Annotated in this window: 15 protein-coding genes and 1 pseudogene; 15 read left to right on the forward strand and 1 reads right to left on the reverse strand. The window is 64.9% G+C overall.

What is annotated here, in order from left to right:
* Positions 1-15 precede the first annotated feature (15 nt).
* Together H7A19_03450 and clpB are read left to right on the forward strand one after the other, a co-directional pair.
* Positions 16-324 (forward strand): hypothetical protein, encoded by a 309-nt coding sequence (locus tag H7A19_03450; protein MCP5473877.1) that lies wholly within the window; start codon positions 16-18, stop codon positions 322-324.
* A gap of 68 nt (positions 325-392) precedes the next feature.
* Positions 393-2,969 carry an ATP-dependent chaperone ClpB gene (gene clpB, locus H7A19_03455; protein ID MCP5473878.1) on the forward strand — a complete coding sequence of 859 codons (2,577 nt, stop codon included), beginning with the start codon at positions 393-395 and terminating at the stop codon, positions 2,967-2,969.
* A 272-nt stretch (positions 2,970-3,241) separates the two neighbouring features.
* Here the strand turns inward: clpB and H7A19_03460 are convergent, their stop codons facing one another.
* Positions 3,242-3,736: a transposase gene (locus H7A19_03460; GenBank protein ID MCP5473879.1), complete on the reverse strand. Its 495-nt coding sequence runs from the start codon at positions 3,734-3,736 to the stop codon at positions 3,242-3,244.
* Positions 3,737-4,168: 432 nt separating this feature from the next.
* On the opposite strand from H7A19_03460, the gene H7A19_03465 reads away from it, so the two are divergent.
* The 13 genes and pseudogenes from H7A19_03465 to H7A19_03525 all read left to right on the forward strand — a co-directional run bounded on the left by H7A19_03465 (position 4,169) and on the right by H7A19_03525 (position 23,255).
* A complete protein-coding gene (locus H7A19_03465) occupies positions 4,169-4,594 on the forward strand; it encodes a DUF2170 family protein (GenBank protein MCP5473880.1) in 426 nt (141 codons plus the stop codon).
* An 8-nt stretch (positions 4,595-4,602) separates the two neighbouring features.
* On the forward strand, positions 4,603-5,139 hold the full coding sequence (locus H7A19_03470; GenBank protein ID MCP5473881.1) for a hypothetical protein: 537 nt from the start codon (positions 4,603-4,605) through the stop codon (positions 5,137-5,139).
* A gap of 178 nt (positions 5,140-5,317) precedes the next feature.
* Complete coding sequence (locus H7A19_03475) at positions 5,318-5,677, forward strand: hypothetical protein (GenBank protein ID MCP5473882.1); 360 nt, start codon at positions 5,318-5,320, stop codon at positions 5,675-5,677.
* Positions 5,674-6,366: a ubiquinone biosynthesis protein gene (locus H7A19_03480; GenBank protein ID MCP5473883.1), complete on the forward strand. Its 693-nt coding sequence runs from the start codon at positions 5,674-5,676 to the stop codon at positions 6,364-6,366. The genes H7A19_03475 and H7A19_03480 overlap by 4 nt, the downstream gene beginning before the upstream one ends.
* Positions 6,367-6,523: 157 nt before the next feature.
* Positions 6,524-8,569, forward strand: a pseudogene (locus H7A19_03485) (hypothetical protein).
* Between the two features lie 218 nt (positions 8,570-8,787).
* Positions 8,788-9,285: a four helix bundle protein gene (locus tag H7A19_03490; GenBank protein MCP5473884.1), complete on the forward strand. Its 498-nt coding sequence runs from the start codon at positions 8,788-8,790 to the stop codon at positions 9,283-9,285.
* Complete coding sequence (locus H7A19_03495; protein MCP5473885.1) at positions 9,282-14,372, forward strand: DNA repair ATPase; 5,091 nt, start codon at positions 9,282-9,284, stop codon at positions 14,370-14,372. Before H7A19_03490 ends, H7A19_03495 begins: the two co-directional genes overlap by 4 nt.
* Before the next feature lie 458 nt (positions 14,373-14,830).
* Positions 14,831-15,610 (forward strand): spermidine synthase, encoded by a 780-nt coding sequence (locus H7A19_03500; protein MCP5473886.1) that lies wholly within the window; start codon positions 14,831-14,833, stop codon positions 15,608-15,610.
* A 508-nt stretch (positions 15,611-16,118) separates the two neighbouring features.
* Positions 16,119-16,421 carry a hypothetical protein gene (locus H7A19_03505; protein ID MCP5473887.1) on the forward strand — a complete coding sequence of 101 codons (303 nt, stop codon included), beginning with the start codon at positions 16,119-16,121 and terminating at the stop codon, positions 16,419-16,421.
* A gap of 5 nt (positions 16,422-16,426) precedes the next feature.
* Positions 16,427-17,614 carry an efflux RND transporter periplasmic adaptor subunit gene (locus H7A19_03510; GenBank protein MCP5473888.1) on the forward strand — a complete coding sequence of 396 codons (1,188 nt, stop codon included), beginning with the start codon at positions 16,427-16,429 and terminating at the stop codon, positions 17,612-17,614.
* A 649-nt stretch (positions 17,615-18,263) separates the two neighbouring features.
* The gene (locus H7A19_03515) at positions 18,264-20,843 is read left to right on the forward strand and encodes an EAL domain-containing protein (protein ID MCP5473889.1); all 2,580 of its coding nucleotides are present in this window, start codon (positions 18,264-18,266) and stop codon (positions 20,841-20,843) included.
* Positions 20,836-21,705 (forward strand): ABC transporter permease, encoded by an 870-nt coding sequence (locus H7A19_03520; protein MCP5473890.1) that lies wholly within the window; start codon positions 20,836-20,838, stop codon positions 21,703-21,705. Before H7A19_03515 ends, H7A19_03520 begins: the two co-directional genes overlap by 8 nt.
* Entirely contained in the window at positions 21,702-23,255 is a 1,554-nt protein-coding gene (locus tag H7A19_03525; protein ID MCP5473891.1) for an ABC transporter ATP-binding protein, read from the forward strand. Before H7A19_03520 ends, H7A19_03525 begins: the two co-directional genes overlap by 4 nt.
* Positions 23,256-23,339: the final 84 nt, after the last annotated feature.

Consider the following 23,339-nt stretch of genomic DNA (forward strand, 5'->3'; position numbering starts at 1 on the left):
GGCCCGGACAGCGCTGTGCGCAATTCGGGCCCAGTAAAGCTGTCGTTCGGACTCCCGAAATTCAACGACCTTCAATCCGGGTTCGCAGATAACCCACAACCCACAACCAGCAACTACCAACCAGCAACCCACAACCAGCAACTACCAACCAGCAACCAGCAACCAGCAACCAACAACCAGCAACCAACAACCAACAACCAACAACCAACAACCAACAACCAACAACCAACAACCAACAACCAACAACCAACAACCAACAACCAACAACCAACAACCAACAACCAACCCACCCCCTTGCGCTTCGCGCTTTTTCAAGGCCCTTGAACTGGATCAAGGCACCCGCACTCCTGTTGCATGAATGATGACCGGGTGACGGTCCACAGGAGATTCCCATGCGCATGGACAAACTGACTTCGCGCTTCCAGCAGGCACTGGCCGATGCCCAGTCGCTGGCGGTGGGGCGTGACCACAATCTGATCGAGCCGGTGCACGTGCTGGTGGCCTTGCTGGACCAGCAGGGTGGCTCGACGCGGCCGCTGCTGGTGCAGGCCGGCGTCAATGTCGGCGCTCTGCGCAGCAAGCTTGGCGAGGCCCTGGAGAAGCTGCCCAAGGTCAAGGGTGATGAGGGCAATCTGTCGATCGGCAACGATCTGAATCGTTTGCTGATGCTCAGCGACAAGCTGGCGCAGCAGCGTGGCGACCAGTTCATCGCCAGCGAGTTGTTCGTGCTGGCAGCGCTGGATGACAAGGGTGAGGTGGGCAAGGCGCTCAAGGCTGCCGGCGCCGACAAGGCGCGGATCGAGCAGGCGATCACCAGCGTGCGTGGCGGCGAGAAGGTGCAGGACGCCAATGCCGAGGAACAGCGTCAGGCCTTGGAGAAATACACCATCGATCTGACCCAGCGCGCCGAGGAGGGCAAGATCGATCCGGTGATTGGTCGCGATGAGGAAATCCGCCGCACCATCCAGGTGTTGCAGCGCCGCACCAAGAACAATCCAGTGCTCATCGGCGAGCCCGGCGTGGGCAAGACCGCCATCGTCGAAGGCCTGGCCCAGCGCATCGTCGATGGCGAAGTGCCCGAGGGTATCCGCGGCAAGCGACTGCTGTCGCTGGACATGGGCGCCCTGATCGCCGGTGCCAAGTTCCGCGGCGAGTTCGAAGAGCGCCTCAAAGGCGTGCTCAGTGATCTCGCCAAGCAGGAAGGACAGGTGATCCTGTTCATCGACGAGCTCCACACCATGGTCGGTGCCGGCAAGGCCGAAGGCTCCATGGACGCCGGAAACATGCTCAAGCCGGCGCTGGCGCGCGGTGAGCTGCATTGCATCGGCGCCACCACGCTGGACGAATACCGCAAGTACGTCGAGAAGGACGCCGCACTCGAGCGCCGTTTCCAGAAAGTCTTCGTCGGTGAGCCCTCGGTCGAGGACACCATCGCCATCTTGCGCGGCCTGAAGGAGCGTTATGCGCTGCATCATCGGGTCGAGATCACCGATCCGGCCATCGTGGCCGCGGCCACGCTGTCGCATCGCTACATCGCCGACCGCCAGCTGCCGGACAAGGCCATCGATCTGATGGACGAGGCCGCCAGCCGTATCCGCATGGAAATGGACTCCAAACCGGAGAACATGGACCGGCTGGAGCGGCGCCTGATCCAGCTGAAGATGCAGCGCGAGGCCCTGAAGAAGGAGTCCGACGAGGCCAGCAAGCAGCGTTTGCGCGAACTGGAGGAACAGATCGGCAAGCTCGAGCGGGAACTGTCGGATCTGGAGGAGATCCTCAAGGGCGAGAAGGCGGCGGTCTCCGGCGAGACCCAGATCAAGGAGCAGCTGGAAAAGGCGCGCTACGAGTTCGAGAGCGCCCGCCGTGCCCAGGATCTGGCCAAGATGAGTGAGCTGCAGTACGGGCGCATTCCGGAGCTGGAAAAGCAGCTGGCGCAGAGTCAGAGCGCCGATCAGAAGATCTTCACCCTGCTCAAGAACAAGGTCACCGAGGACGAGATCGCCGAGGTGGTCAGCCGCTGGACCGGGATTCCGGTGTCGAAGATGCTGGAAGGCGAGCGCGAGAAGCTGCTGCGCATGGAATCGGAGCTGCACCAGCGCGTGGTCGGTCAGGACGAGGCCGTGACTGCGGTGTCCGATGCCATCCGGCGCTCGCGTGCGGGTTTGTCGGATCCGCGCCGGCCGAATGGCTCCTTCCTGTTTCTGGGCCCGACCGGCGTCGGCAAGACCGAGCTGTGCAAGGCCCTGGCCAGCTTCCTGTTCGACACCGAAGAGGCCATGGTGCGCATCGACATGAGCGAGTTCATGGAGAAGCATTCCGTGAGCCGACTGATCGGTGCGCCGCCGGGCTATGTCGGCTACGAAGAGGGCGGCTATCTGACCGAAGCCGTGCGCCGCCGGCCGTACAGCGTGATCCTGCTCGACGAGGTCGAGAAGGCCCATCACGATGTCTTCAACGTGCTGCTGCAGGTGCTCGACGACGGTCGCCTGACCGACGGTCAGGGCCGCACCGTGGATTTCCGCAACACGGTGATCGTCATGACCAGCAACCTGGGCTCGCAGGTGATCCAGGAAATGGCCGGCGAAGACAACTACGCGCGCATGAAGAATGCCGTGATGGAAATCGTGCAGCAGCACTTCCGTCCCGAGTTCATCAATCGGCTGGACGAACTGGTGGTGTTCCACCCGCTCGACCAGACCGCGATCCGGCGCATCGCCAGCATCCAGACCGAACATCTGGCGCAGCGACTGGCGGAACGCGACATCCGTTTCGAACTCGACGACTCGGCGCTGGATCTGCTGGGCAACTACGGCTACGACCCGGTCTACGGTGCGCGCCCGCTCAAACGCGCCATCCAGACCCTGATCGAGAACCCCCTGGCCAAGGAAGTGCTGGCCGGCCGCTACGCACCGCGCGACACCGTCCGCGCCCGCGCCGAAGGCGGGCGGATCGTGTTCGAGAAGGCGTGAAGCTGCCTCGGCTCTGGTAGGTCACGTTGGCCCGCAGGGCCTACGTGACGTTGTCGGAGCGGGGGACTTGCCGGGAACTGGCGCATCACCGTGTCACGTAGCGCCTGCGGCGCAACGTGACCTACGCGCGTCATTAGCGACGCGGATCGCGGGGTTGGCGGGCTCTGGTAGGTCACGTTGGCCCGCAGGGCCTACGTGACGTTGTCGGAGCCGTGGGACTGCCGGGAACTGGCGCATCACCGTGTCACGTAGCGCCTACGGCACAACGTGACCTACGTTTCGCCGTAGTCGCCGTCTTCCGGAGCGACTGCAATCCAATCTCGGGAATACCAACCAAGCCTCGCAAACTTGGCAAATGAACTCCACGGATACTGTGCTGTTCGTGTTGCATGGCCATGTTTCACTGGATTGTGGTGGATATAGTCGAGGTGCTCGTGCAGGTCATTCTCGTCGCGGATGACATGGTCCCAATAGCGCTTTTGCCAGACGCGACCCGGCCGGTCGGGGTGGCGGCGGACAAACAGTAGCTTGAGTCTTTGCACCCAAGTGGCCGTGCCGCCAGTCGGATCACTGACCAGCAGGTGCACATGCTCATCAAGGATTGCCCACGCGTAGAGCTTGAAGTCGTGTTGGACGCGCAGATCTTGCAACAGGCGCAGAAGAAGTTCCTTGGCCTTTGTCGAGCGCAGCCAAGGCTCTCGTCTGTGGCATACAAGCGTCAGGAACACCAGCGTGCCTGGTTGATAGTGGCGGCGAATATTGCCCACTGAGTCCGGTCGATGGGAGCGGGGCTCGGATCATGGAGCGATCCTGAAGTCCCCGACATCGGGTGAAATCCTGTTCGTGTGTAGGAGAATTCCGACAGGGCAGCAACAGATCTTTGGTAGGTCACGCTGGCTCGCAGGGCCTGCGTGAGGTTGTCGGAGCGGGGGCTGCCGGGAACTGGCGCATCACCGTGTCACGTAGCGCCTGCGGCGCAACGTGACCTACGCGCGTCGTGACCTACGCGTATCGTGACCTACGCGTATCGTGACCTACGCGTATCGTGACCTACGCGTATCGTGACCTACGCGCGTCGTGCAACCCGCCTCCATGACCTCCGACCTATCCGACATAAAATGTCTTGACATGATATGTCGGTGAAGATAGCGTCGATGGCAACGCTGTAGCGTCTGATCCGCCAAGGAGGCGGGTGATCGATGGCCAGGCCGCGCAAGCTGGTGACCCTGATCGAGGCGACGGTGCCGCTGCTGCAGCGGCATCTGCTGATCGATGCGATCGACGTGACTCCGATGGCTGGGGAAGTGCCGGTGATCGAGGTCGGGTTTCCGGAGGTGGATCGGCTGCCGATCTACATCACCGATGCCGGCAGTCAGTTGCTCTGCATCAGCTATCTGTGGCGCGATGCCGACGTCAAGGCCAAGCGTCGCGGCAAGTTGCTGGAGACCTTGCTGGATCTGAATCCGAGTGTGCCCTTGTCGGCCTTCGGACGTATCGGCGAGCACTTCGTGTTGTTCGGGGCGCTGAGCCCGCAGGCCACGCCGGAGGATATGGCGCTGGAACTGGCCACGCTCAGCGACAACGGCCGCGATGCGCTGGCCACCTTGTCCGACTTTCTGGTGTGAGAGCGACCATGGCCTGGTGGGATGAAGTGCTCGGATTGCTCAAGGACGAATGGAAGGCGCTGGCGCCCGGTGCGGAACGCACGGTGTCTGAGCCGCCCACGGTGAAGCAGGCGCAGGCCTTGCTGCAACGCACAGCCAGTGAGCTGGCCGATGCCAAGGCCCGCGCCGAGGCCGCGCGTCGACGCATGCTGCGGGCGCAGTCGCAGCTGGAGGCCCTGACCCGGGCACCCGAGCAGCACCCGCGCTACCGCGATCGCTTGAGCGATCTGGCCCGAGCGGTGGTCCACGAGGGCGATATGGCGGCAAGTTTCGACAGCCATATCGCCACGCTGAGTGCGGTTCACGATCGAGTGGAAGCCCAGCTGCGCGAGTTCAACCGCGACGTGGCGATGGCCCGGGCGGCGGTGGCGGCCAGCCAGACCACGCAGGCAGCGGCACCGACGGTCAAGCCGAAGAAGCCAGCGGTCAAGGCCGGCGGTTTCGAACACGCCCGTCCGGACAAGGTCATGGATCGGTTGAGCAAGGGGCCGAGGAGGAAGCGATGAGGGCACGAGGGCACGAGGGCACGAGGGCGAGAAACATCGCACTGGAACCCCGTGCGCGCCCCAGCCGCTGGCAATCGGCGCCGCGAGTAGGTTGGGCCAAGGCCAACGGCCGTGCCCAACATTTCCCCCAATTCAATGTCGGGCACGCTGCGCTTTGCCCAACCTACGGCCGCGACGCGTGAAAGGGCGCAGCCTCCCCAGCCGTTGGCAATCGGCGCAGCCGGCCTTGAAGGCGGTGCAGGTGGCCTTCGATGTGTCGGAAACAGTGCTGATGGCGGTGCGGCAGGCGGCGTTTGACGCCAATCTGTCGAACTCCGATCAGATCCGGGTGGTACTGGATCTGCCGATCACCCGCCAGGCCAAGCGGCCGCGGCTGACCGTGAGTCTCAGCCCCGAGGACTATCAGTTGCTGGGCAAGCGCTACAAACTGGATCCCTCGGATCATCTGGCGATCAAGGAACGGGTCAACGCCGAACTGATCGAGTTTTCCGAGTCACAATCACAGCCGAAGAAGCCCGCCAGGAGAGCCAGATCGTGAACAGTTTCATGGAGCTGCTGAGTCACTTCCCGGGATTTGTGCCCTCGGTGCTGATGGGCGCGCTGCTGGTGTTCTGGCTGCTGGCGATCATCGGCGTGCTCGATTTCGATTCGTTCGGACCGCACTTCGACGCCGACGTGCATCTGGAAACCGATGTCGATGTTCCCGAGCACGGCGGCGGTGGCAGCCATGCCGAGGCCCCGGAAACGCTGATGGCGCTGGGCCTTGACAAGCTGCCCTTCTCGATCGTGGTCAGCGGAGTGGTGTTCTTCTGGTGGCTGCTGACCTTGCTGGCGGTGTCGCTGCTGTGGACGTGGATTCCGCTGCCGGCGTGGATCGCCGGCAGCCTGATCCTGATCGCGGCGCTGATCCTGGCGGTGCCGCTGGCGGCGCGCGCGCTGCGGCCCCTGAAACCGCTGTTTGTCGTGCATGTCAGTGCCAACAAGGAAGCGATTCTCGGCAAGGCCTGCAAGATCCTGACACTGACCGTGTCGGAAAAGTTCGGCCAGGCCGAAGTCGCCCTCGGCAGCGGCGCGCCGCTGAACGTGCGCGTCTATGCCGATACCCCCAACACCCTGACCAAAGGCTCCAGCGCCCTGATCATCGACCTTGATCCCAAGAGTGGGCGTTATCGGGTGGAGGCTTATGAAGCGGCGGGACTCGGGACTCGGGACTCGGGACTCGGATGAGGCGAAACCGTATATCCCGCTGCGGTCTTGCGTAGCTGCACCGGGTTGTCTTTTTTGATTTTGAGAACTGCCCCATAGATTTTCTTGATCTGCGAGTCCCGAGTCCCGAGTCCCGAGTCCCGGCATCGCAATCCCATTTCCAGCAAGGACGAAACCCATGGACCTCGCTTTCACCACATTGATCGCAGCTGTCGTCGTTGTCGTCATCTTCCTGTTCGGATTCCTGGCGTTGATCGCCAAGTTCTACCGCAAGGTGGAGCAGGGTCACGCCATGATCGTCAACACCATGCGGGTGGAGCCCGAGGTGACTTTTACCGGGCGGCTGGTGATCCCGGTGCTGCACAAGGTCGAAGAGATGGACATCTCGATGAAGACCATCGAGATCGAGCGCATGGGCAAGGAGGGCCTGATCTGCAGGGACAACATGCGCGCCGACATCAAGGTCAAGTTCTTCGTGCGCGTCAACAAGACCGCCGAGGACGTGCTGCGGGTGGCCCAGGCCATCGGCTGCGCCCGCGCCAGCAACCAGGACACGCTGGAGGATCTGTTCTCGGCCAAGTTCTCCGAAGCGCTGAAGACCGTCGGCAAGGCAATGGATTTCGTCGATCTGTACCAGGCCCGCGACCAGTTCCGCGACGAGATCGTGCGCCAGATTGGCGACGACCTGTCCGGCTACGTGCTGGAAGACGCGGCCATCGACTATCTGGAGCAGACCCCGCTGGAGAAGCTTGATCCGCACAACATCCTCGACGCCCAGGGCATCAAGAAGATCACCGAGCTCACGGCCGAAGAGAACATCCGCACCAACGAGTTTCGCCGCAACGAAGAGATGCGGATCAAGAAGAAGGATGTGGAAACGGCAGAGGCGGTGCTCGAACTGGAGCGCCAGAAGGCCTATGCCGAGGCCCATCAGCAGCGCGAGATCACCATCACCAAGGCGCGCGAAGAGGCCGAGTCGGCCAAGGTCGCCTCGGAAGAGCGCGCCAAGTCGGAGCTGGCACGGCTGCTGGCTGATCAGCAGATCGCGGTGCAGAACGAGAACGTCAAGCGCGAGACCGAAGTTGCCCAGAACAACCGTCTGCGCGCCGTGGCTATCGAGGAAGAGAAGGTCACCCGCGCCCGCGAGCTGGAGATCGTCGACCGCGAGCGCGAGGTGACGCTGCAGCAGATCGAGAAGGAGAAGGCGGTCGAGGTGCAGAAGAAGGCCATCGCCGACGTCATCCGCGAGCGCATCGTGGTCGAGCGCACCGTTGCCGAGCAGGAAGAAGAAATCAAGAACGTGCGGGTCATGTCCGAGGCCGAGCGCACCCGCAAGAGCACCATCGTGCTCGCCGAGGGCCAGGCCCAGGAGAAGTTCATCGCCGAGGTCAAGCTGGCCGAAGCCGACGAGCAGCGCGCCAAGCACAAATCAGCCGAAGAGCAGACCCTGGCCGAAGCCAGGCTGGCGGTCGCCGCCAAGATGGCCGAAGCCAAGAAGCGCGAAGCCGAGGGCATCGAGGCGCTGTCAGCGGCATCTGGACTGGCCGAAGCCAAGGTCGCCATTGCCAAGGCCGATGCCAAGGAAAAGGACGGCATCGTCGCCGCCAAGATCAAGCTGGCGGATGCCGACGCCGTGGTCAAGCTCGGCGATGCCCATGCCCACGCGCTGCAGGCCAAGATGGAGGCCGAGGCGGCAGGTCGCGAGAAGCAGGGCGTGGCCGAAGCGCAGGTCAAGCTGGTCGACGCTGATGCCATCGCCAAGCAGGGCGCGGCACAGGCCGAAGCCCTGCGTCTGAAGCTGGAAGCCGAGGCCACCGGTCGACAGAAGAGCGGCGAAGCCGAGGCCGCGGCCATTGCGGCACGCTTCGCGGCCGAGTCCGAAGGCCTCACCGCCAAGTTCGAGGCCATGACCAAGATGAGCCCGGAAACAAGGGCCCACGAAGAGCAGCGCATGCAGCTGGACTACAGTCATGCCGAAACCCTGCGCGGCATCGAGGCCAACCAGGCCATCGCCAAGGACCAGGCCCAGGTGCTGTCGCGTGCCCTGCAACAGGCCAAGATCGAGATCGTCGGCGGCGACGGCGAGTACTTCGACAGCTTCATGCGCAGCCTGTCGCTGGGCAAGGCCATCGACGGCACCGTCGGCAAGAGCCAGCTGCTGAACAAGGCCTTCGCCGAGCACAAGGCCGGCAAACGCGATCTGCTGCAGGACGCCAAGGAACTGGTCGCTGCGGTGGGTGGGGCGGATGCGGTGCGCGATCTGAGCGTTGCGGCACTGATGCAGAAGCTGGTGGCGGGGGGGAAGACCAAGGAGTTGGAGATGTTGAAGAAGCTGGTGGGCGACAGCGGGGCAGGGGGCACGGGGCAGGGGGCACGGGAGTAGCTTCGCGCGCCGGGACTATTTCGAGTTTCGACCACTCCCAAGGCAGGAGCGAAGAAGTGATCTCCAGTTTCCGTGATCTGGATGTTTGGAAGGGCGCCGTTGACCTGGCTGTCGAGGTCTATCGGTTGACGCGCCCATTCCCCGTCGACGAGCGCTTCGGGTTGACGTCGCAGCTTCGGCGCGCAGCGAACTCGGTTGCGTCAAATATTGCTGAGGGTCACGCCAGAAACAGCACACGAGAGTTCGTGCAGTTCGTCTCCGTCGCTCTGGGCTCATTGGCCGAGCTAGAGACCCAGTGGACCATCGCAAGCAGGGTTGGTTTGCTCGAATCGACTGACGAGACGATCGAGTCGCTGCCACGGCTCAGGGCGCAGTTGCTGAATCTGAGAAGCGCGTTGCTGCGACGGGCCAATGGTGTATCCGAGTTCATTCCGAGTTACGAAATGACGGTAGATCTGAAAGCCCCGGTTGCGAAGGAACTGAGGGATGGCGATCCAGAGGGAGCGGCGATCGCTGTTCCCGTGCCCCGTGCCCCCTGCCCCGTGCCCCGCCCATGACCTCATCCGCCACCTTCGACCTGCTCCGCAAACGCCTGGCCGCGGCTTCCGAGTCGCTGCGCGCCAAGGCCGATGCGCTCAACGCCAAGCGCATCAGTACCTTTGGACGCATTGAGCCCAAGCTGACGGCGCGCTTGAGTGCGCGCACCGAGCACAATTGCGTCGCGCGCGACATCGTGCGTGTGGGCGAGCGGCTGCTGTTCGGCTACAACGTGACGATGGGTCTGAAGAAGGAGACCCGGGTCGAGGATGTGTTCTGCCTCTACCAGCTGGCCGAGGGCGCGGAGGGCGTGGAGCTTCAGACCGTGCCCATTGCCGGCAGCTTTCTGGACGACCAGCGCTTTGTCGCCGATTTCCGCGAGCTCTTCACTTACTACAAGGCGACCACGCTGGATCAGCTGCGGCTGGTCAACGAGCGCTTGCTGCTGATCTTCCGCACTGGCAGCCAGCCGGGTGACAAGCGGGTGTTCCGCTTTGCCGTCGATACCGCCGGCGCGCTCACCTACATCGACAATCGCGGTGAGCGCGACCATGTGCTGCCGCCCTCGCACAGTTTCGAGTGGCAGCCGGTGGGGCGCGAGGATCATGTGCTCGGTCGGCATGCCCATGTGAACATCCTCGACACGGTGTTTGTCGAAACCATCGGCGGCGATCTGACCATCAAGATCGAGAACAACACCGACACCGGTCTGGGTATCTATTCCGAGCCGGTCGAGGACAAGAACCAGGCGCTGGCCGATGCCGAGATTGCCTACGCCGATCTGCCAACCCTGATCCTGCTCAGCATCAAGCCCTACCGCGAGAACCACACCCGCTACCTGGTCTACAACAAGCGTCTGAAGCAGGTGCTGCGCATCGACGAGATCGGTGATTCCTGCGTGGAGCTGCCCGAGGACCACGGCATCGTGTTTCCCGGCGGCTACTACCTCGAATCCGGTGATTTCAAGCATTTCAAGGATCTGGGCCACGATTTCAGCGGCTACCGGCTGAAGCGTACGGTGCGGGCGCCCAGCGGCGAGGATGTGCTCTACGTCTTCTACGACACCGCCAGGGGCGACTATGCCCTGCTGCCCTATAACCTGATCGACCGCGCCATCGGCCAGCCGCTGCTGGCAGCGGGCTACGCGCGCTTCGACGATGGCCAGATCCTGCTGGTCACGCCCGAGGGCAGCGATGCCTCACGGCTGCACACCATGCAGCTGTGGCGCACGCCTTTCGCCTCCGAGGAACACGCCAGCGCCCAGCCCAAGGTCGGCGGCCTGCTCGGGCGCCTGGGCAATGCCAATGTGGTGCGGGCACTGGCGGAACTGCGCGAGCTGACCCGGCTGGCCGAAGATGCCGCCAGTGAAGGCGCCTACGAGCGCTTGCTGAAGCTGGCGGCGCGCTGTGTCGACGCCCATCCCTGGTTGGCGGAGGCCGAGGTCGGACAGATTGCGGCCGAAGTGGGCACGCTGGCGCGCAGCGGGCGCGAGGCGCTGGAAGCCTATGAGAAGCTGGAGCGCGCACGACAGTCAGCGCGCCAGGCGGTCGAGGCGGCGCAGGGCGAGGTCAGCGAGCTGCTGTCCAAGGTGGTCAGCCTGCTGTGGCAGAAGCCCGAGGACTTCACCGAGGCGATTCGCGCCATCAAGCGCAAGCGCGGCGAGCTGACGGGATTGCGCGAACAGGCGCATGTGGACCTGGCCGCGATCGATGCCCAGGACACCCGTTTGCGCGAGGAGCTCGATCGCATCGGCGAGCGCGCGCTCAAGTTCTTTGCCGATCCAGCGGCCTTTGCCAGCTTGCGCAAGGGGCTGAACGAGGCGGCAGCGGCGGTCGACAGCGCCAAGAGCACCAAGGCGCTGGCGCCGATCGGCGAAAAGCTGGATGCGCTGGCCGAGTCGCTGGACGGGCTGTCGGAACTGATCGCCAGTTTCGAGCAGACCGACGCCCAGCAGCGGGCCATCCTGTTGGGTCAGACCAGCGCGCTGTATGCCGAGGTCAATCGCATCCGCGCCGGGTTGCGTACGCGCCGCGAGGGCCTGCTGGAGCAGGAGCAGGGACTGGAATTCGGGGCCCAGTTGACCGTGCTGGAGCAGTCACTCACGAATCTGCTGGCGCGCAGCGACAGTCCCGAAGCCATCGACGAGGCGCTGGCGCGCACGCTCGGCCAGATCGAACACCTGGAGGGGCGCTTCGGCTCGCAACCCGGCTTTCTGGTCGAACTGACCAGCCGTCGGGAGGCTGCGCTGGAAGCCTTCGCAGCCCGGCGCGAGCAGATCGCGGCGCAGCGCGACAAGCGCGCGCAGGGCCTGCGCGATGCGGTCTCGCGGGTGCTGGATGGCATTCCGCGGCGTATCGCCAAGCTCTCCGAGGCCGACGAGCTGCATGGCTTCTTTGCTGGCGACACCCTGGTCGAACGCGCCCAGGCCCAGATCGAAGAGCTGCGCCAGCTGGGCGCGGCCGTGCAGGCCGATGAACTGGCCGGGCGCCTGCGCAGTCTCAAGGAAGCCGGGTTGCGCGATCTGCGCGATCGGCTGGAACTCGGGACGTCGGGGGATTCCCTGGCCCTGGGCCGACAGCGTTTCACGATCGAACGCCGGCCGCTGGATCTGGCACTGCTGCACAACGAGCAGGGGCTGTCGCTGCAACTGACCGGTACGGATTACCGGGTGGCGCTGGATGAGCCCGAGGCCGAGCAGCATCGCGAAGTCTGGGGTCAGGTGCTACCGAACGAGACCGAATCGGTCTATCGGGCCGAATACCTGGCCTGGCGCATCTGGCAGCGCGCCAGTGCCGGCGATGCCGCGATCAACGCCGCCCTGCGCGCCACCGAGGGCAGCGCGCTGGCCGATCTGGTGGCTGAGGAAGCGCAGCGACATCCCACCGAGGACTACCAGCGCGGCGTGCACGATGCCGATGCCACGCGCATCGTGCAGGCGCTGGACAGCATCGCCCGGCAAGCCGGCGAATTGCGCTGGCCGGCATCGGCGCGGGTGCTGGCGCAGGCCTGGTTTGCCGGTCTGGACGCGCCTGGACAAGCTTCGACGCGCGGATTGGCGGCGGGTCTCGGCTGGTTCCTTGCACGAGGCGAGGGCATGCCGGTGCCTCCGTCTTGGCAAGGCGCCCTGAGCGCGCTGGCGGCCGAACTCGGACTGCCGGGCGACGCCAGCAGCATCGAATCGGCTGCCCGTCATCTGGCGGCCAGCCTGGGCGGCACCTTGCCCAGCTTCGCCGCCAGCGGGCGGGCGCTGGATCTGGCCGAACAGGTTTCGCGCGAGCTGCCGGTGACGGCGCTGGCGGCGTTGAACGCGCCGGTGGAGACCGGCGAAAAGCTGGCCTTGGCCGGCGCCTGGTGTGCCCGCGTGCAGCCCGACGCCCATCCCGCCAGTGTGCTCGAAGCGGCGGCGATTCTGTGCTTCCCGGGCCTGGCTCGCGAGCGCATCAATGTCGAGCTGCACACCCGCATCGAGGGCCTGCGCGGCGAGCATGCACGCGTCAAGCAGGGCGTGCTGGAACTGGATTTTCCGGAGTTCCTGATCCGCCTGGCGCAGCATCAGCAGACCGTGGCGCCGGCCTGGTCGGCCTTTGCGGCACTGCGCCATCGCGTCAGTGAACGCGAGCGCAAACGTCTGGGACTGCACCGTTTCGAGGCCAAGCCGCTGGCCGGATTTGTGCGCAACCGGCTGATCGACGAGGTCTATCTGCCGCTGATCGGCAACAATCTGGCCAAGCAGATCGGCACCATCGGCGATCAACGTTCGGACCGTTCCGGCCTGCTGCTGCTGATCTCGCCGCCGGGCTATGGCAAGACCACCTTGATGGAATACATCGCCGATCGCCTGGGCATGATCTTCGTGCGCGTCAACGGACCCACGCTGGGCCACGAAATCACCTCGCTGGATCCGGCCCAGGCCAGCACCCGCGGCGCCGCCGAGGAACTGGTCAAGCTCAATCTGGGCCTGGCCATGGGCGTCAACGTGATGCTCTATGTCGACGACATCCAGCACTGCTCGCCGGAATTCCTGCAGAAATTCATCTCGCTGGCCGACGGCACCCGGCGCATCGATGCGGTCATCGACGGCAGTGCCCGCACCATCGATCTGCGCGGCAAGCGTTTCGCGCTGGTCATGGCCGGCAATCCCTACACCGAAACCGGCGAGATGTTCCGCATTCCCGACATGCTGGCCAACCGCGCCGATGTCTACAATCTGGGCGATGTGCTGAGCGGCCGCGAAGCGCTGTTTGCCGACAGCTACATCGAGAACGCACTGACCGCCAACCCGCTGTCGGCGCCACTGGCCGAGCGTCCGCGCGCCGAGATCCAGACGGTGCTGCGCATCGCCCGCGGCGACGACGAGCTGCTGCCCAGCGGCTTGCCCGGTGGTGTGGAGCTGGTGGAACTGGTCAAGCGCATGCTCAGCGTGCGTGACGTGCTGGGCAGGGTCAACGCCAGCTACGTCGCCAGCGCCGCCCAGGACGACAGCTATCGCACGGAGCCGCCCTTCAAGCTGCAGGGTAGCTACCGCAACATGGTCAAGCTGGCAGCGCAGTTGAGCCCGCTGATGACCGAAGCCGAGCTCGATGCGCTGATCCGTGACCACTATCGCGGCGAAGCCCAGACCCTGGGTGCACGCGCCGAAGAGAATCTGCTGAAGCTGGCGCAACTGATCGGCCATCCCAGCGCCGAGGAAGCAACGCGCTGGCAGCAGCTGGTCGACAACTTCCAGCGGCTGATGAAGCAGGGCGGCAAGGAGGCCGATGGCGCCACCCGCGCCGCTCAAGTGCTCGCCGACATCGCCCAGCAATTGCAGAAGCAGAACGAACAGTCGGCCGGCACCCGCGAGGCTCTGAAGGCACTGGAATCGCTGGGCGAGATCCGCGAACTGCTGGCGAGGGTGCCGCGTGATCCGCAGCTGGACATGCCGCCGGCGCTCGCTGACACCCTGACCAAGATGGCCAAGGCCTACGAGAACACCCTGGTGCCGATCGTCTCGGCCCTGCACCACAAGATGACCCTGGATCACGATATCTGGGAACAGGTGCGCGACATGCGCAAGGAAGTCGACGCCCTGATGAAGCGCATCGGCAGCGGCAAGCGGGCGCCGTGAGCTGAGTGACACCGGTGGGCTGTGGGAGCGGCTTCAGCCGCGATCGCGCTATCGCGGCTGAAGTCGTTGGCGTATCGGCGAAGATCGAGAGCCGTCGTGTGCAGGCAGCAAAAGCCGGACGCGGAGGACGCAAAGGAAAGCAGAGAGAACGCGAAGAATGGCCAAGGCGATGCAGATGGGCGATCGCTGTCCTGATCGTTCGGCAAGTTCGCGCGCCAACTGGTTGAGGCGTCATTGCGAGGAGCGCAGCAACGAAGCACTCAAGCGACTTGCAACCTTGTTTCTGGATTGCTTCGCTGCGCTCGCAATGACGCCGGTATACCGTGCATCGCGACCATCGCGGACAGAGTCCGCTCCCACGGGAGAGCGAGCTGCCGCGGTAGGAGCGACCTCGCGTCGCGACCGCTCAATGCCTTACAGACTAGAATGTCGCTCCCATCTGGGTCAGGAGTTGCCGGGTGTCCGAGTTTGACGCCGTCGATCGTATCGTCAGGCCCTATCTGGCCGAGACCTCTACGGCTACCTCGCTGCGCTTTGCCGGGCACCAGATCCAGAGCCAGATGTGGAATCACGCACCCGATGCGCTGGCGCTGGACTACACCCGGGCGATGATGGGTTTCGTGCTGTTCGATCCGGCGCCGGCGCGGATCGGCATGATCGGTCTGGGCGGCGGGTCGCTGGTCAAGTTCTGTCACCGCAACCTGCCGAGTTCGGCGATGGAGGTGGTCGAGAACAGCCCGCTGGTGATGGATTTGCGCGCCATCTTCCAGGTGCCACCCGACGACGAACGCCTCAGCGTGCATCTGGCCGATGGCGCCGATTACATCGCCCGCGCCCGCAATCGCTATGACGTGCTGTTGCTGGATGCCTATGACCGCGTCGGTATTCCGCCGCCGCTGGCGACGCTGCGCTTCTATCTGCAGTGCCGACGCGCGCTGCGCGGCAATGGCGTGTTGGTGGCCAATATCGCCCGCGATCAGGTCCAGGGCGGGAATCCGATCGAGCGCATTGCCGCGGTCTTCGATGATCGGCTGCTGGTGGTGCGCGATGCCGAGCATTGCAACGACATCGTCTTCGCCTGGACTGGCGACATCGACGATGCGCATCTTTCCGACCAGGGCCGTCCAGTCGAGATTCGCGGGGAAGCGTGGGACCACGTGATTCCGGCGCTGGATCGCGTGCGTTTCGCCTGGCGCGAAAGGGCGCGTAAACAGGTGCTCGCGCAAGCGCTCTTGTAGGTCACAAGACCGCGTCAGCGGTCTGCGTGACAGCTCGCACGCGCTGGCACCGCTGCGACCCCGATCTGTCCACCAGCCGCCGTGATACTCGCGAAAACCGTGAATCGCCAGCAGGTCCCGCGTGATCTTCGCGTCCCGCTTCTGGCTTCGGTAGCGCCGCAAGGGAACTGGGGGACAAGGCGTCCAGCAATTTCTGGCAGGCGCGACGGGTTCCGATGCTGATCAGATGCGTGGCGGTTGAGTCGCTTCAGCGCGTCACGCAGGCCTTTCAGGCCAGATGACCTACGAAAGCTGGCCACGGGCGATCTGCCGCCATTTGGCCCAGGCGAACAGTGCCGGGATCACCACCAGCGTCCAGACAAGTCTGGAGCTACAAGAACGCGCGCCCGCAACCGACACCCACAACCGACAACCGACAACCGACAACCGTCAAACGCTCCAGCGCATGACACCCACGGCCACAATTGTGCAGACTCCCCTATGGTTGGAGCGCAGACGGAGAGACACCATGGCGCGCTGGATTGCACTCGGCGTTACCCTGTTGTTGATGGGGTCGTGCAGTTTTGTCAGTACCGATACGTTCAGGGGCGTGGTCGCGCCCTTGGGCGCGGCAGTGATGAGCTTCGTGACCTTGTATCTGTTCATTCAGGATCGGGTGGCGAGTCGGTTGCGCCCGCCGACGGCGCTGCTGATGGATGTCGAGACCCAACGCCTGCTGCGCGAACGCGCCGAGCGTGCGCGGACAGCGCAGCAGCCGGCAAACGGACGCGAGCAGGCGGACACGGGCGCAGCCTCGGGGGATCAGGGTTGAGCGCGATGCGTTCTCCTGCGGCCCGTGCGGGTCTGCTGCTGGCGGCGGCGCTGGTCGTGGCGGTGCTGTACTTCGGCTTTCGTGGCGAGCGGGTGCGCGTGGACACGGCCCAGGTGCAGCGCCAGGAACTCGTTGAAAGTCTGCGTGAGGAAGGGCGAACCCGGGTCGTGCACCGTTACCGGATCACGGCTGCCGTGGCCGGTGAGGTGGAACGCCTTGAATGGCGTCCGGGCGACCCTGTCAGCGCCGGTCAGGTGCTGGTGCGCATCGCGCCGGCAATGGGCGCCCTGCTGGATCCCGCCACCCGTGAACGGCTGCAGTTCGAGTCGCGCGCGGCCGGCTCGGCGGTGAGTCAGGCGCAGGCGCGCATCAATGCCGCCAAAGCCGCCGATACCCTGGCGCAGCAAGAATTGCAGCGGGTGCTGCCGATGGTAGCTTCAGGCACGCTGGCGCAACGCGAGGGCGATCGCGCCCAGAGTCAGGCGCAGCAGGCCCGTGCCGAGTTGGCGGCGGCACGCTTCACGTTGCAGCTGGCCCAGGCGCAACAGGAGGCGGCGCAGGCGCTGTTGCAGCAACAGGGTGCCAGCGCCGGTGATGACACGCTGGTGGAAATCACGGCGCCAGTAGCTGGCGTGATCCTGGCGCGCCTGCGCGAGAGTGCCGGACCGGTCGCCGTGGGCGAACCCTTGCTGGAGATCGGAGATCCGACCAGCCTCGAAGTGGAAGTCGATCTGCTCTCGTCCGACGCAGTTCGGGTGGCGCCGGGCATGGACGTGCGCCTGCACCGTTGGGGTGGAGAGCAGTCCCTGCAGGCGCGGGTGCGACGGGTCGAACCGGTCGGCTTCACCAAGATCTCCGCGCTTGGGGTGGAGGAGCAGCGGGTCTACGTGCTGGCCGACCTGGTGTCGCCCGCCGAACAGTGGCAGCGCCTGGGCGACGGCTACCGCGTCGACGCCGAGTTCATCCTGTCCAGCGGCGAAGCCCTGACCGTTCCTGGTGGCGCTCTGTTCCGCAGCGGCGAAGACTGGGCGCTGTTCCGGATCGAGGACGGCCGTGCCCACCTGCGCAAGGTAGCGCTTGGGCGGCGCAGTGGCCTGGAGGCCGAGATCCTGAGCGGCGTCGAGGCCGGCGACCTGATCGTGGTGCATCCGGATGACCGCGTCAGTGAGGGCGCGCGGGTGGAGCCGCTTTAGTTTGGTTGTCGGTTGTGGGTTGTGGGTTGTGGGAGTCCCGGTCGCCCCTGGCGGTGCGCTTGTTCGTGCATCAAACAAGGGGCAGGGGGCGGGGGGCGGGGGACCCACGTCGCGGCACGGTCAGATCATGCGTCGAGGTTGGACCCCTGCCCCTTGCCACTTCTATTGCATGCTTATACATCAATGCGTTAGCGTATTTTTGGTGAATGCGGACTCTCTCCGCAATAGCTCAATGGCCCGGGCCGCAGGCTCTTGTGAGTCCAGACTTGTCTGGACCCACCAAAACCGGCTGTTGTGGGTCCGGACTTGTCCGGACGCTCTTGTTTCAACTCGCCAGAAGCGTCCAGACAAGTCTGGACCCACAAGAGCACCGAAGCCCGTAGCCTTTCCCCGTGCCCCGTGCCCCGTGCCCCGTGCCCCGTGCCCCGTGCCCTCGTGCCCTCGTGCCCTCTTGCCCTCGCGCCCTCGTGCCCCGACATTCGTCACATGCCGCCCGCCAGGGCTTGCATAGAATCCGGTCAGCTGTTCATATGCTCGGTCTACCGAGGCGCGTGTGTGGTTTGGCGTCGACGGGGTCGCCATCGTGTCAGTCGACGCCGACTTCGCCTTGCCGCCGACGCGTATCTCCGCCATTGCCTATCGAGGGTTTATGTCTGGCATTGTCATCGTAGAGACGTCGGCCACCTTGAGTCATTTGCTGCAGCGCACGCTGGCGGCCAGTCACCAGACCGTGGACCGGATGATCGGCAACTATGCCGAAGCCAACGAATTGCTGGCATCGATTGATGCCGGTGCGGTCAAGTTCAAGGTGCTGGTGATTGGCGCGCCGCAGCGATCCACGCCCGAGTTCGAGGCGCTGATGACCCAACTTGGTGATTCGCGGGCACCGGCGCTGGCGGTGCTGGTGTTGAGTCACGAGAAGACACCCTTCCTGGCGCAATGGCTGGCGCGGCGGCGCAACGCATTCCTGCTGCTGTGGTCCAATTTCGGCCGCATTCCGGCGGCGCTGAAGCAGTTGCTGCCGCCAGAGGCAGCCGACAGTCCCGGGCCGTCTCCCGAGAGCCTGGTGCAGGCGCCAAGCATTGCGCCGCTGCGGGTCTTGTTCGTCGATGACTCCCAGAGCGTGCGCTTTGCCTACCGTCAGGTGCTGGAAAGCAATGGCTTCATCGTCGATACGGCGGCGTCGGTGCAGGAGGGCTATGCCAAGGGCCAGAGCGGTGCCTACGATCTGGCCATCGTCGACTATTACCTCCCCGATGGCAGCGGCGATGAGCTGACGCGGCGCCTGGTGACGTCCACGGCCACCCGGAATATGCCCATCGCCATCATCACTGGCAGCTACAAGGACGCGATCATCAAGCGCAGCCTCGAAGCTGGCGCCATGGAATGCATGTTCAAGAACGAGGTGCTGGAGCTGACGCTGGCGCGGATCAAGGCACTGGCCCGCACCATCCAGTCGCAGAAATCGGTGGAGGCCGAACGCTTGCGACTGGACGGCATCCTGCGGGCCGTGGGCGACGGCGTCTACGGTGTGGACGGGCAGGGCGTCATCACCTTTGCCAACCCGGCGGCAGTGCGGGTGCTGGATTATCTGGATGAGCAGGAGCTGATCGGCAAGCAAGCCCATCAGCTGATCCATTTCGCGGCCGAGGATGGCGAGCGCATCGGCGTGCAGGATTCGGCGCTGGCCCGCGCCTACAGCGAGGGCTCGGAACTCAGCTCCTACGAAACCGTGTTCTGGACCCGCGCCGGGCAGGCGCTGCCGGTTGAATGCACGGTGTTGCCGCTGGCCATCCAGGGCCGGCGCGAGGGCACGGTGGTGGTTTTCCGCAATATTTCCGAGCGCAAGAGCGCCGATCGCCTGCGCTGGGAGTTGCTGCACGATCAGCTCACCGGTCTGGCCAACCGTCGCTGTCTGACCCAGTCGCTGACCCAGGAACTGGAGATCCGGCGCGAGCGCGGCGGCTATTCGGCGCTGCTCTACATCGATCTCGACCGCTTCAACATGATTGTCGAAAACGCCGGCCAGGCGGCGGCCGATCGGGTGCTGGTGGATGTCGGGCATCTGCTGTCGCAGCGACTGCGTCCGGACGATGCGCTGGCAAGGCTGGAGGATGATCACTACGCGCTGCTGCTCTCCGGCGTGCAGCTGGAGAATCTGTTCACCATCGCCGACAGCTTCCGCGAGTTGGTCAAGGACGGCAATTACCAGCTCTATGGCCGCGAAGTGGCGGTCAGTGGATCGGTCGGCGTGGCCATTCTCAGTGGCGAGGCTCCCAGCGCCGAGTACGTGATCGAGCACGCGCGGCTGGCTTGCCACGACGCCAAGCGCCGAGGACGCGATCAGACCCAGATCTATGTCTCGGGCGCCGATGCCCGAATTGCCCGGGAACTGGACGCCGGTTGGATCGTGCGTTTGCGCGAAGCGCTGCACGAAGATCGCTTCCTGCTGCTGACGCAGCCGATCGTGCCGGTGGCGGGCATCCGCGATGCCGACGAGGCGGCGTTGCGCTCGCAGGGTTGGCGTTTGCACCAGCACAGCAGCGGCGAAGCCCTGTTCGAACTGTTGATCCGCATGGTCAACCGCGACGGCCAGCTGGTCAGTCCCTCGGTGTTCGTGCCGCTGGCCGAGCGCGTGGGCATGATGCCGAAGATCGATCTCTGGGTGATTGCCCGGGCGCTGCGGTTCCTGGCCACCTTGCCCGCCGATTCGCGCGTGGGCTTCACTGTGAATCTGTCCAATTCGACCCTGCAGGACCCGGAAGCGCTGAAGCTGATCGAGCAGATGATCAGCGGCTCCGGCGTGCAGGCCAACCGGCTGATCTTCGAGGTCACCGAAACCAGCGAAATCGGCAGTCTGCACGCGGCGCGCAAGTTCATGCAGGGCTTGCGCAAGGTCGGCGTGCGCTTCGCCCTGGATGATTTCGGCACCGGTTTCAGCTCGATCAGCCATCTGAAACACCTGCCGGTGGATTTCGTCAAGATCGAAGGCAGCCTGATCACGGATCTGGGCGAATCCTCGCGCGATCGCACCATGGTCGCCTCGATGGTGTCGCTGGCGCACGCCCTGGACCTTGGGGTTATCGCCGAGCACGTTGACAGCCTGCATACGCTGAAGTGGCTGGCCGATTGTGGTGCCGACCATGCCCAGGGTCATTTCCTGGGCGAGCCGGTGAAGCTGGAGGAAATCGACTTCAAGGCGCTCAGCACCAAGGCCACCCTTGCCTGAGACGCAGTCGCCCGTCGCAGATCGTCACCCGCTGCTGAGTCTGCTGGGCGGTGCTTCGGTCATCGTGCCCTTGCTCGGCCTGCTGTTGCTCGGTGCCTTGGCCGTGCTGACGCCGTGGATGTGGCCGTACTCGCCGGAACAGCCGCTGTGGGGCCAGGATCTGCTGGCGCCGGGCATCGCTCACGGCCACTGGTTTGGTACCGATGCCATTGGCCGGGACATGTTGGCGCGGACTCTGGCCGGCATCGGCGTTTCCCTGGCCATCGGACTCGGTGCTGGCGTGCTGGCCTTGCTCGTCGGCGCCTTGATCGGAGGGATTGCCGGCTATGCCGGCGGCTGGGTTGACGAAGCGCTGATGCGTACCAACGACGTCCTGCTCAGCCTGCCGCTGATGCTCATCGCGATTCTGGTGATCGCCTTGTTCGAGCCCTCGTTGTGGGCCTTGATTCTGGTGGTGGGCGGCTTTGGCAGCCTGGATGCCGCGCGCATCCTCAGACCGGAGGCGCGGCGCCTGCGCACGACTGAATTCATGCTCGCCAGCCAGCTGCAGGGCGCCAGCGCGACGGCCCAGATCGCGCGCCATCTGCTGCCCAATCTGCTGCCGGTAGCACTGACCGCCTTTGGCTCGGTGGTGACTCAGGCGATTCTGGTCGAGTCCTTTCTGGCCTTCCTGGGCCTCGGGCCCAGCGAAACGGTGGGCAGTCTGGGCACGCTGTTGGCCGAAGGTGTGCAGGATCTGCAATGGGCGCCGTGGACCTTGTGGATACCGGCGGCGGCGCTGGCGCTGGTACTGCTGGGCTTTGGCCTGCTCGGCGATGCCTTGCGACAGCGCTTGCGATACTTGACCGGAAGTTCCGATTGAACGCGCCTCTGCTGCAGTTGAGCGGGTTGCGTGTCGGATTTCGCGCTGCCGATGACGTGCTCACGCACGTTGATCTGGCGCTGGCCGAGGGCCAGGTCTGTGGCCTGATCGGTGCGTCGGGTTCCGGCAAGAGCCTGCTGGCGCGGGCCCTGATCGGCTTGTTGCCCGCAGCTGCAGAGCTGCGCGGCGGCCTTGTTCACTGGCGCGGTCAGTTGCTGCCTCCTGACGAGATTGCGCCCTTGCGCGGCCGTGAGATCGCCTATGTGTTCCAGGATGCCGCAGCCAGCCTGCACCCGCTGCGCCGCATCCAGGACCAGTTGCGCGAGGCTCTGGCGGTGCATGCACCCGAACTCGATTCGGCCGCTGCTGATGGCAGGATCGCCGAGGCGCTGCGCGATGTCGGCATGGAGGCCGATCCGCGCTGGCTGCGCGCCTATCCGCATCAGCTTTCGGGCGGTCAGCGCCAACGCCTGATGCTGGCACTGACGCTGTTGCCCAAGCCGGCACTGCTGGTGGCCGATGAGCCCACCAGCGCGCTGGATCCGGTGCTGGCCCGGCGCGTCTGTGAACTGTTGGTGGCCGCGACCCGGGCACGGGGCATGGCGCTGCTGCTGATCAGCCACGATCTGCCGCGCGTCGCCGAATACTGCGAACGGGTTTATCAGCTGACAGATGGCTGCCTGCAGGTTGCCAGTCTCACCGATTCGAACGGCGCAACGGTCGCCGCCAGCGGCGCCACGCCTGAATCGGCTGGCCCCAGTCTGGCGGCACAGGCACTCAGTTTGAGTTACCAGCCCGCTCGACGCTGGCCCTGGTCGCGCACTCCGCCGTCGGTGGTCGAGGGCCTGAGCCTGTCGCTGGCGCCGGGCGAGCGTCTGGCGGTCGTGGGCAGTTCCGGTTCAGGCAAATCGACCTTGGCGCGCGGCCTGCTTGGGCTGATGCCGGTGCTGAGCGGTCGGGTTGACTGGTTCGGTCGCAGCCTGTCCGAGCTGGAATCGCGCCAGTTACGGCGCTGGCGCCGGCGCGTACAGATGGTGTTTCAGGATCCCTACCGGACGCTGGATCCGCTTCAGCGGGTAGACCGGATGCTCTTCGAAGCGTTGAGCTTTGCGCCGACACCGCCGACTGCAGGCCAGCAACTGGATCGCGCGCTGGCACTGCTGCGAGAGGTCGGCCTGGATGAAGCCGCACTGTGGCGCTACCCCAGCCAGTTCTCCGGCGGCCAGCGCCAGCGTCTGGCCATCGCCCGGGCGCTGGCCTGCGAGCCGGAGGTGCTGATCTGCGACGAAGCTACCAGTGCGCTCGATCCTGCCGTGCAGGCGCAGATTCTGGATCTGCTCGATAGCCTCGCCACACTGCGCGGCTTGGCCTTGCTGTTCATCTCCCACGATCTCGGCGCCGTGGCCCGTCTCTGCCAGCGCCTGCTGGTCATGGACCAGGGGCGCGCCGTGGAAACCGGACCGGTGGCCTCGCTGCTGGCCAATCCGCAATCGCCGGCGCTGCGAGCGCTGGTAGCGGCGCTGCCGGCGGGAGTGGGGGCGGGGGCGTGAGGGCACGAGGGCACGAGGGCGCGAGGGCATGAAGAAGCTGGCACTCGGCCGTAGTGAGGTCTTTCGTTCCCTCGCGCCCTCGCG

Source organism: Rhodanobacteraceae bacterium, assembly GCA_024234055.1.
In the GTDB taxonomy this organism is placed as follows: Bacteria; Pseudomonadota; Gammaproteobacteria; order Xanthomonadales; family SZUA-5; genus JADKFD01.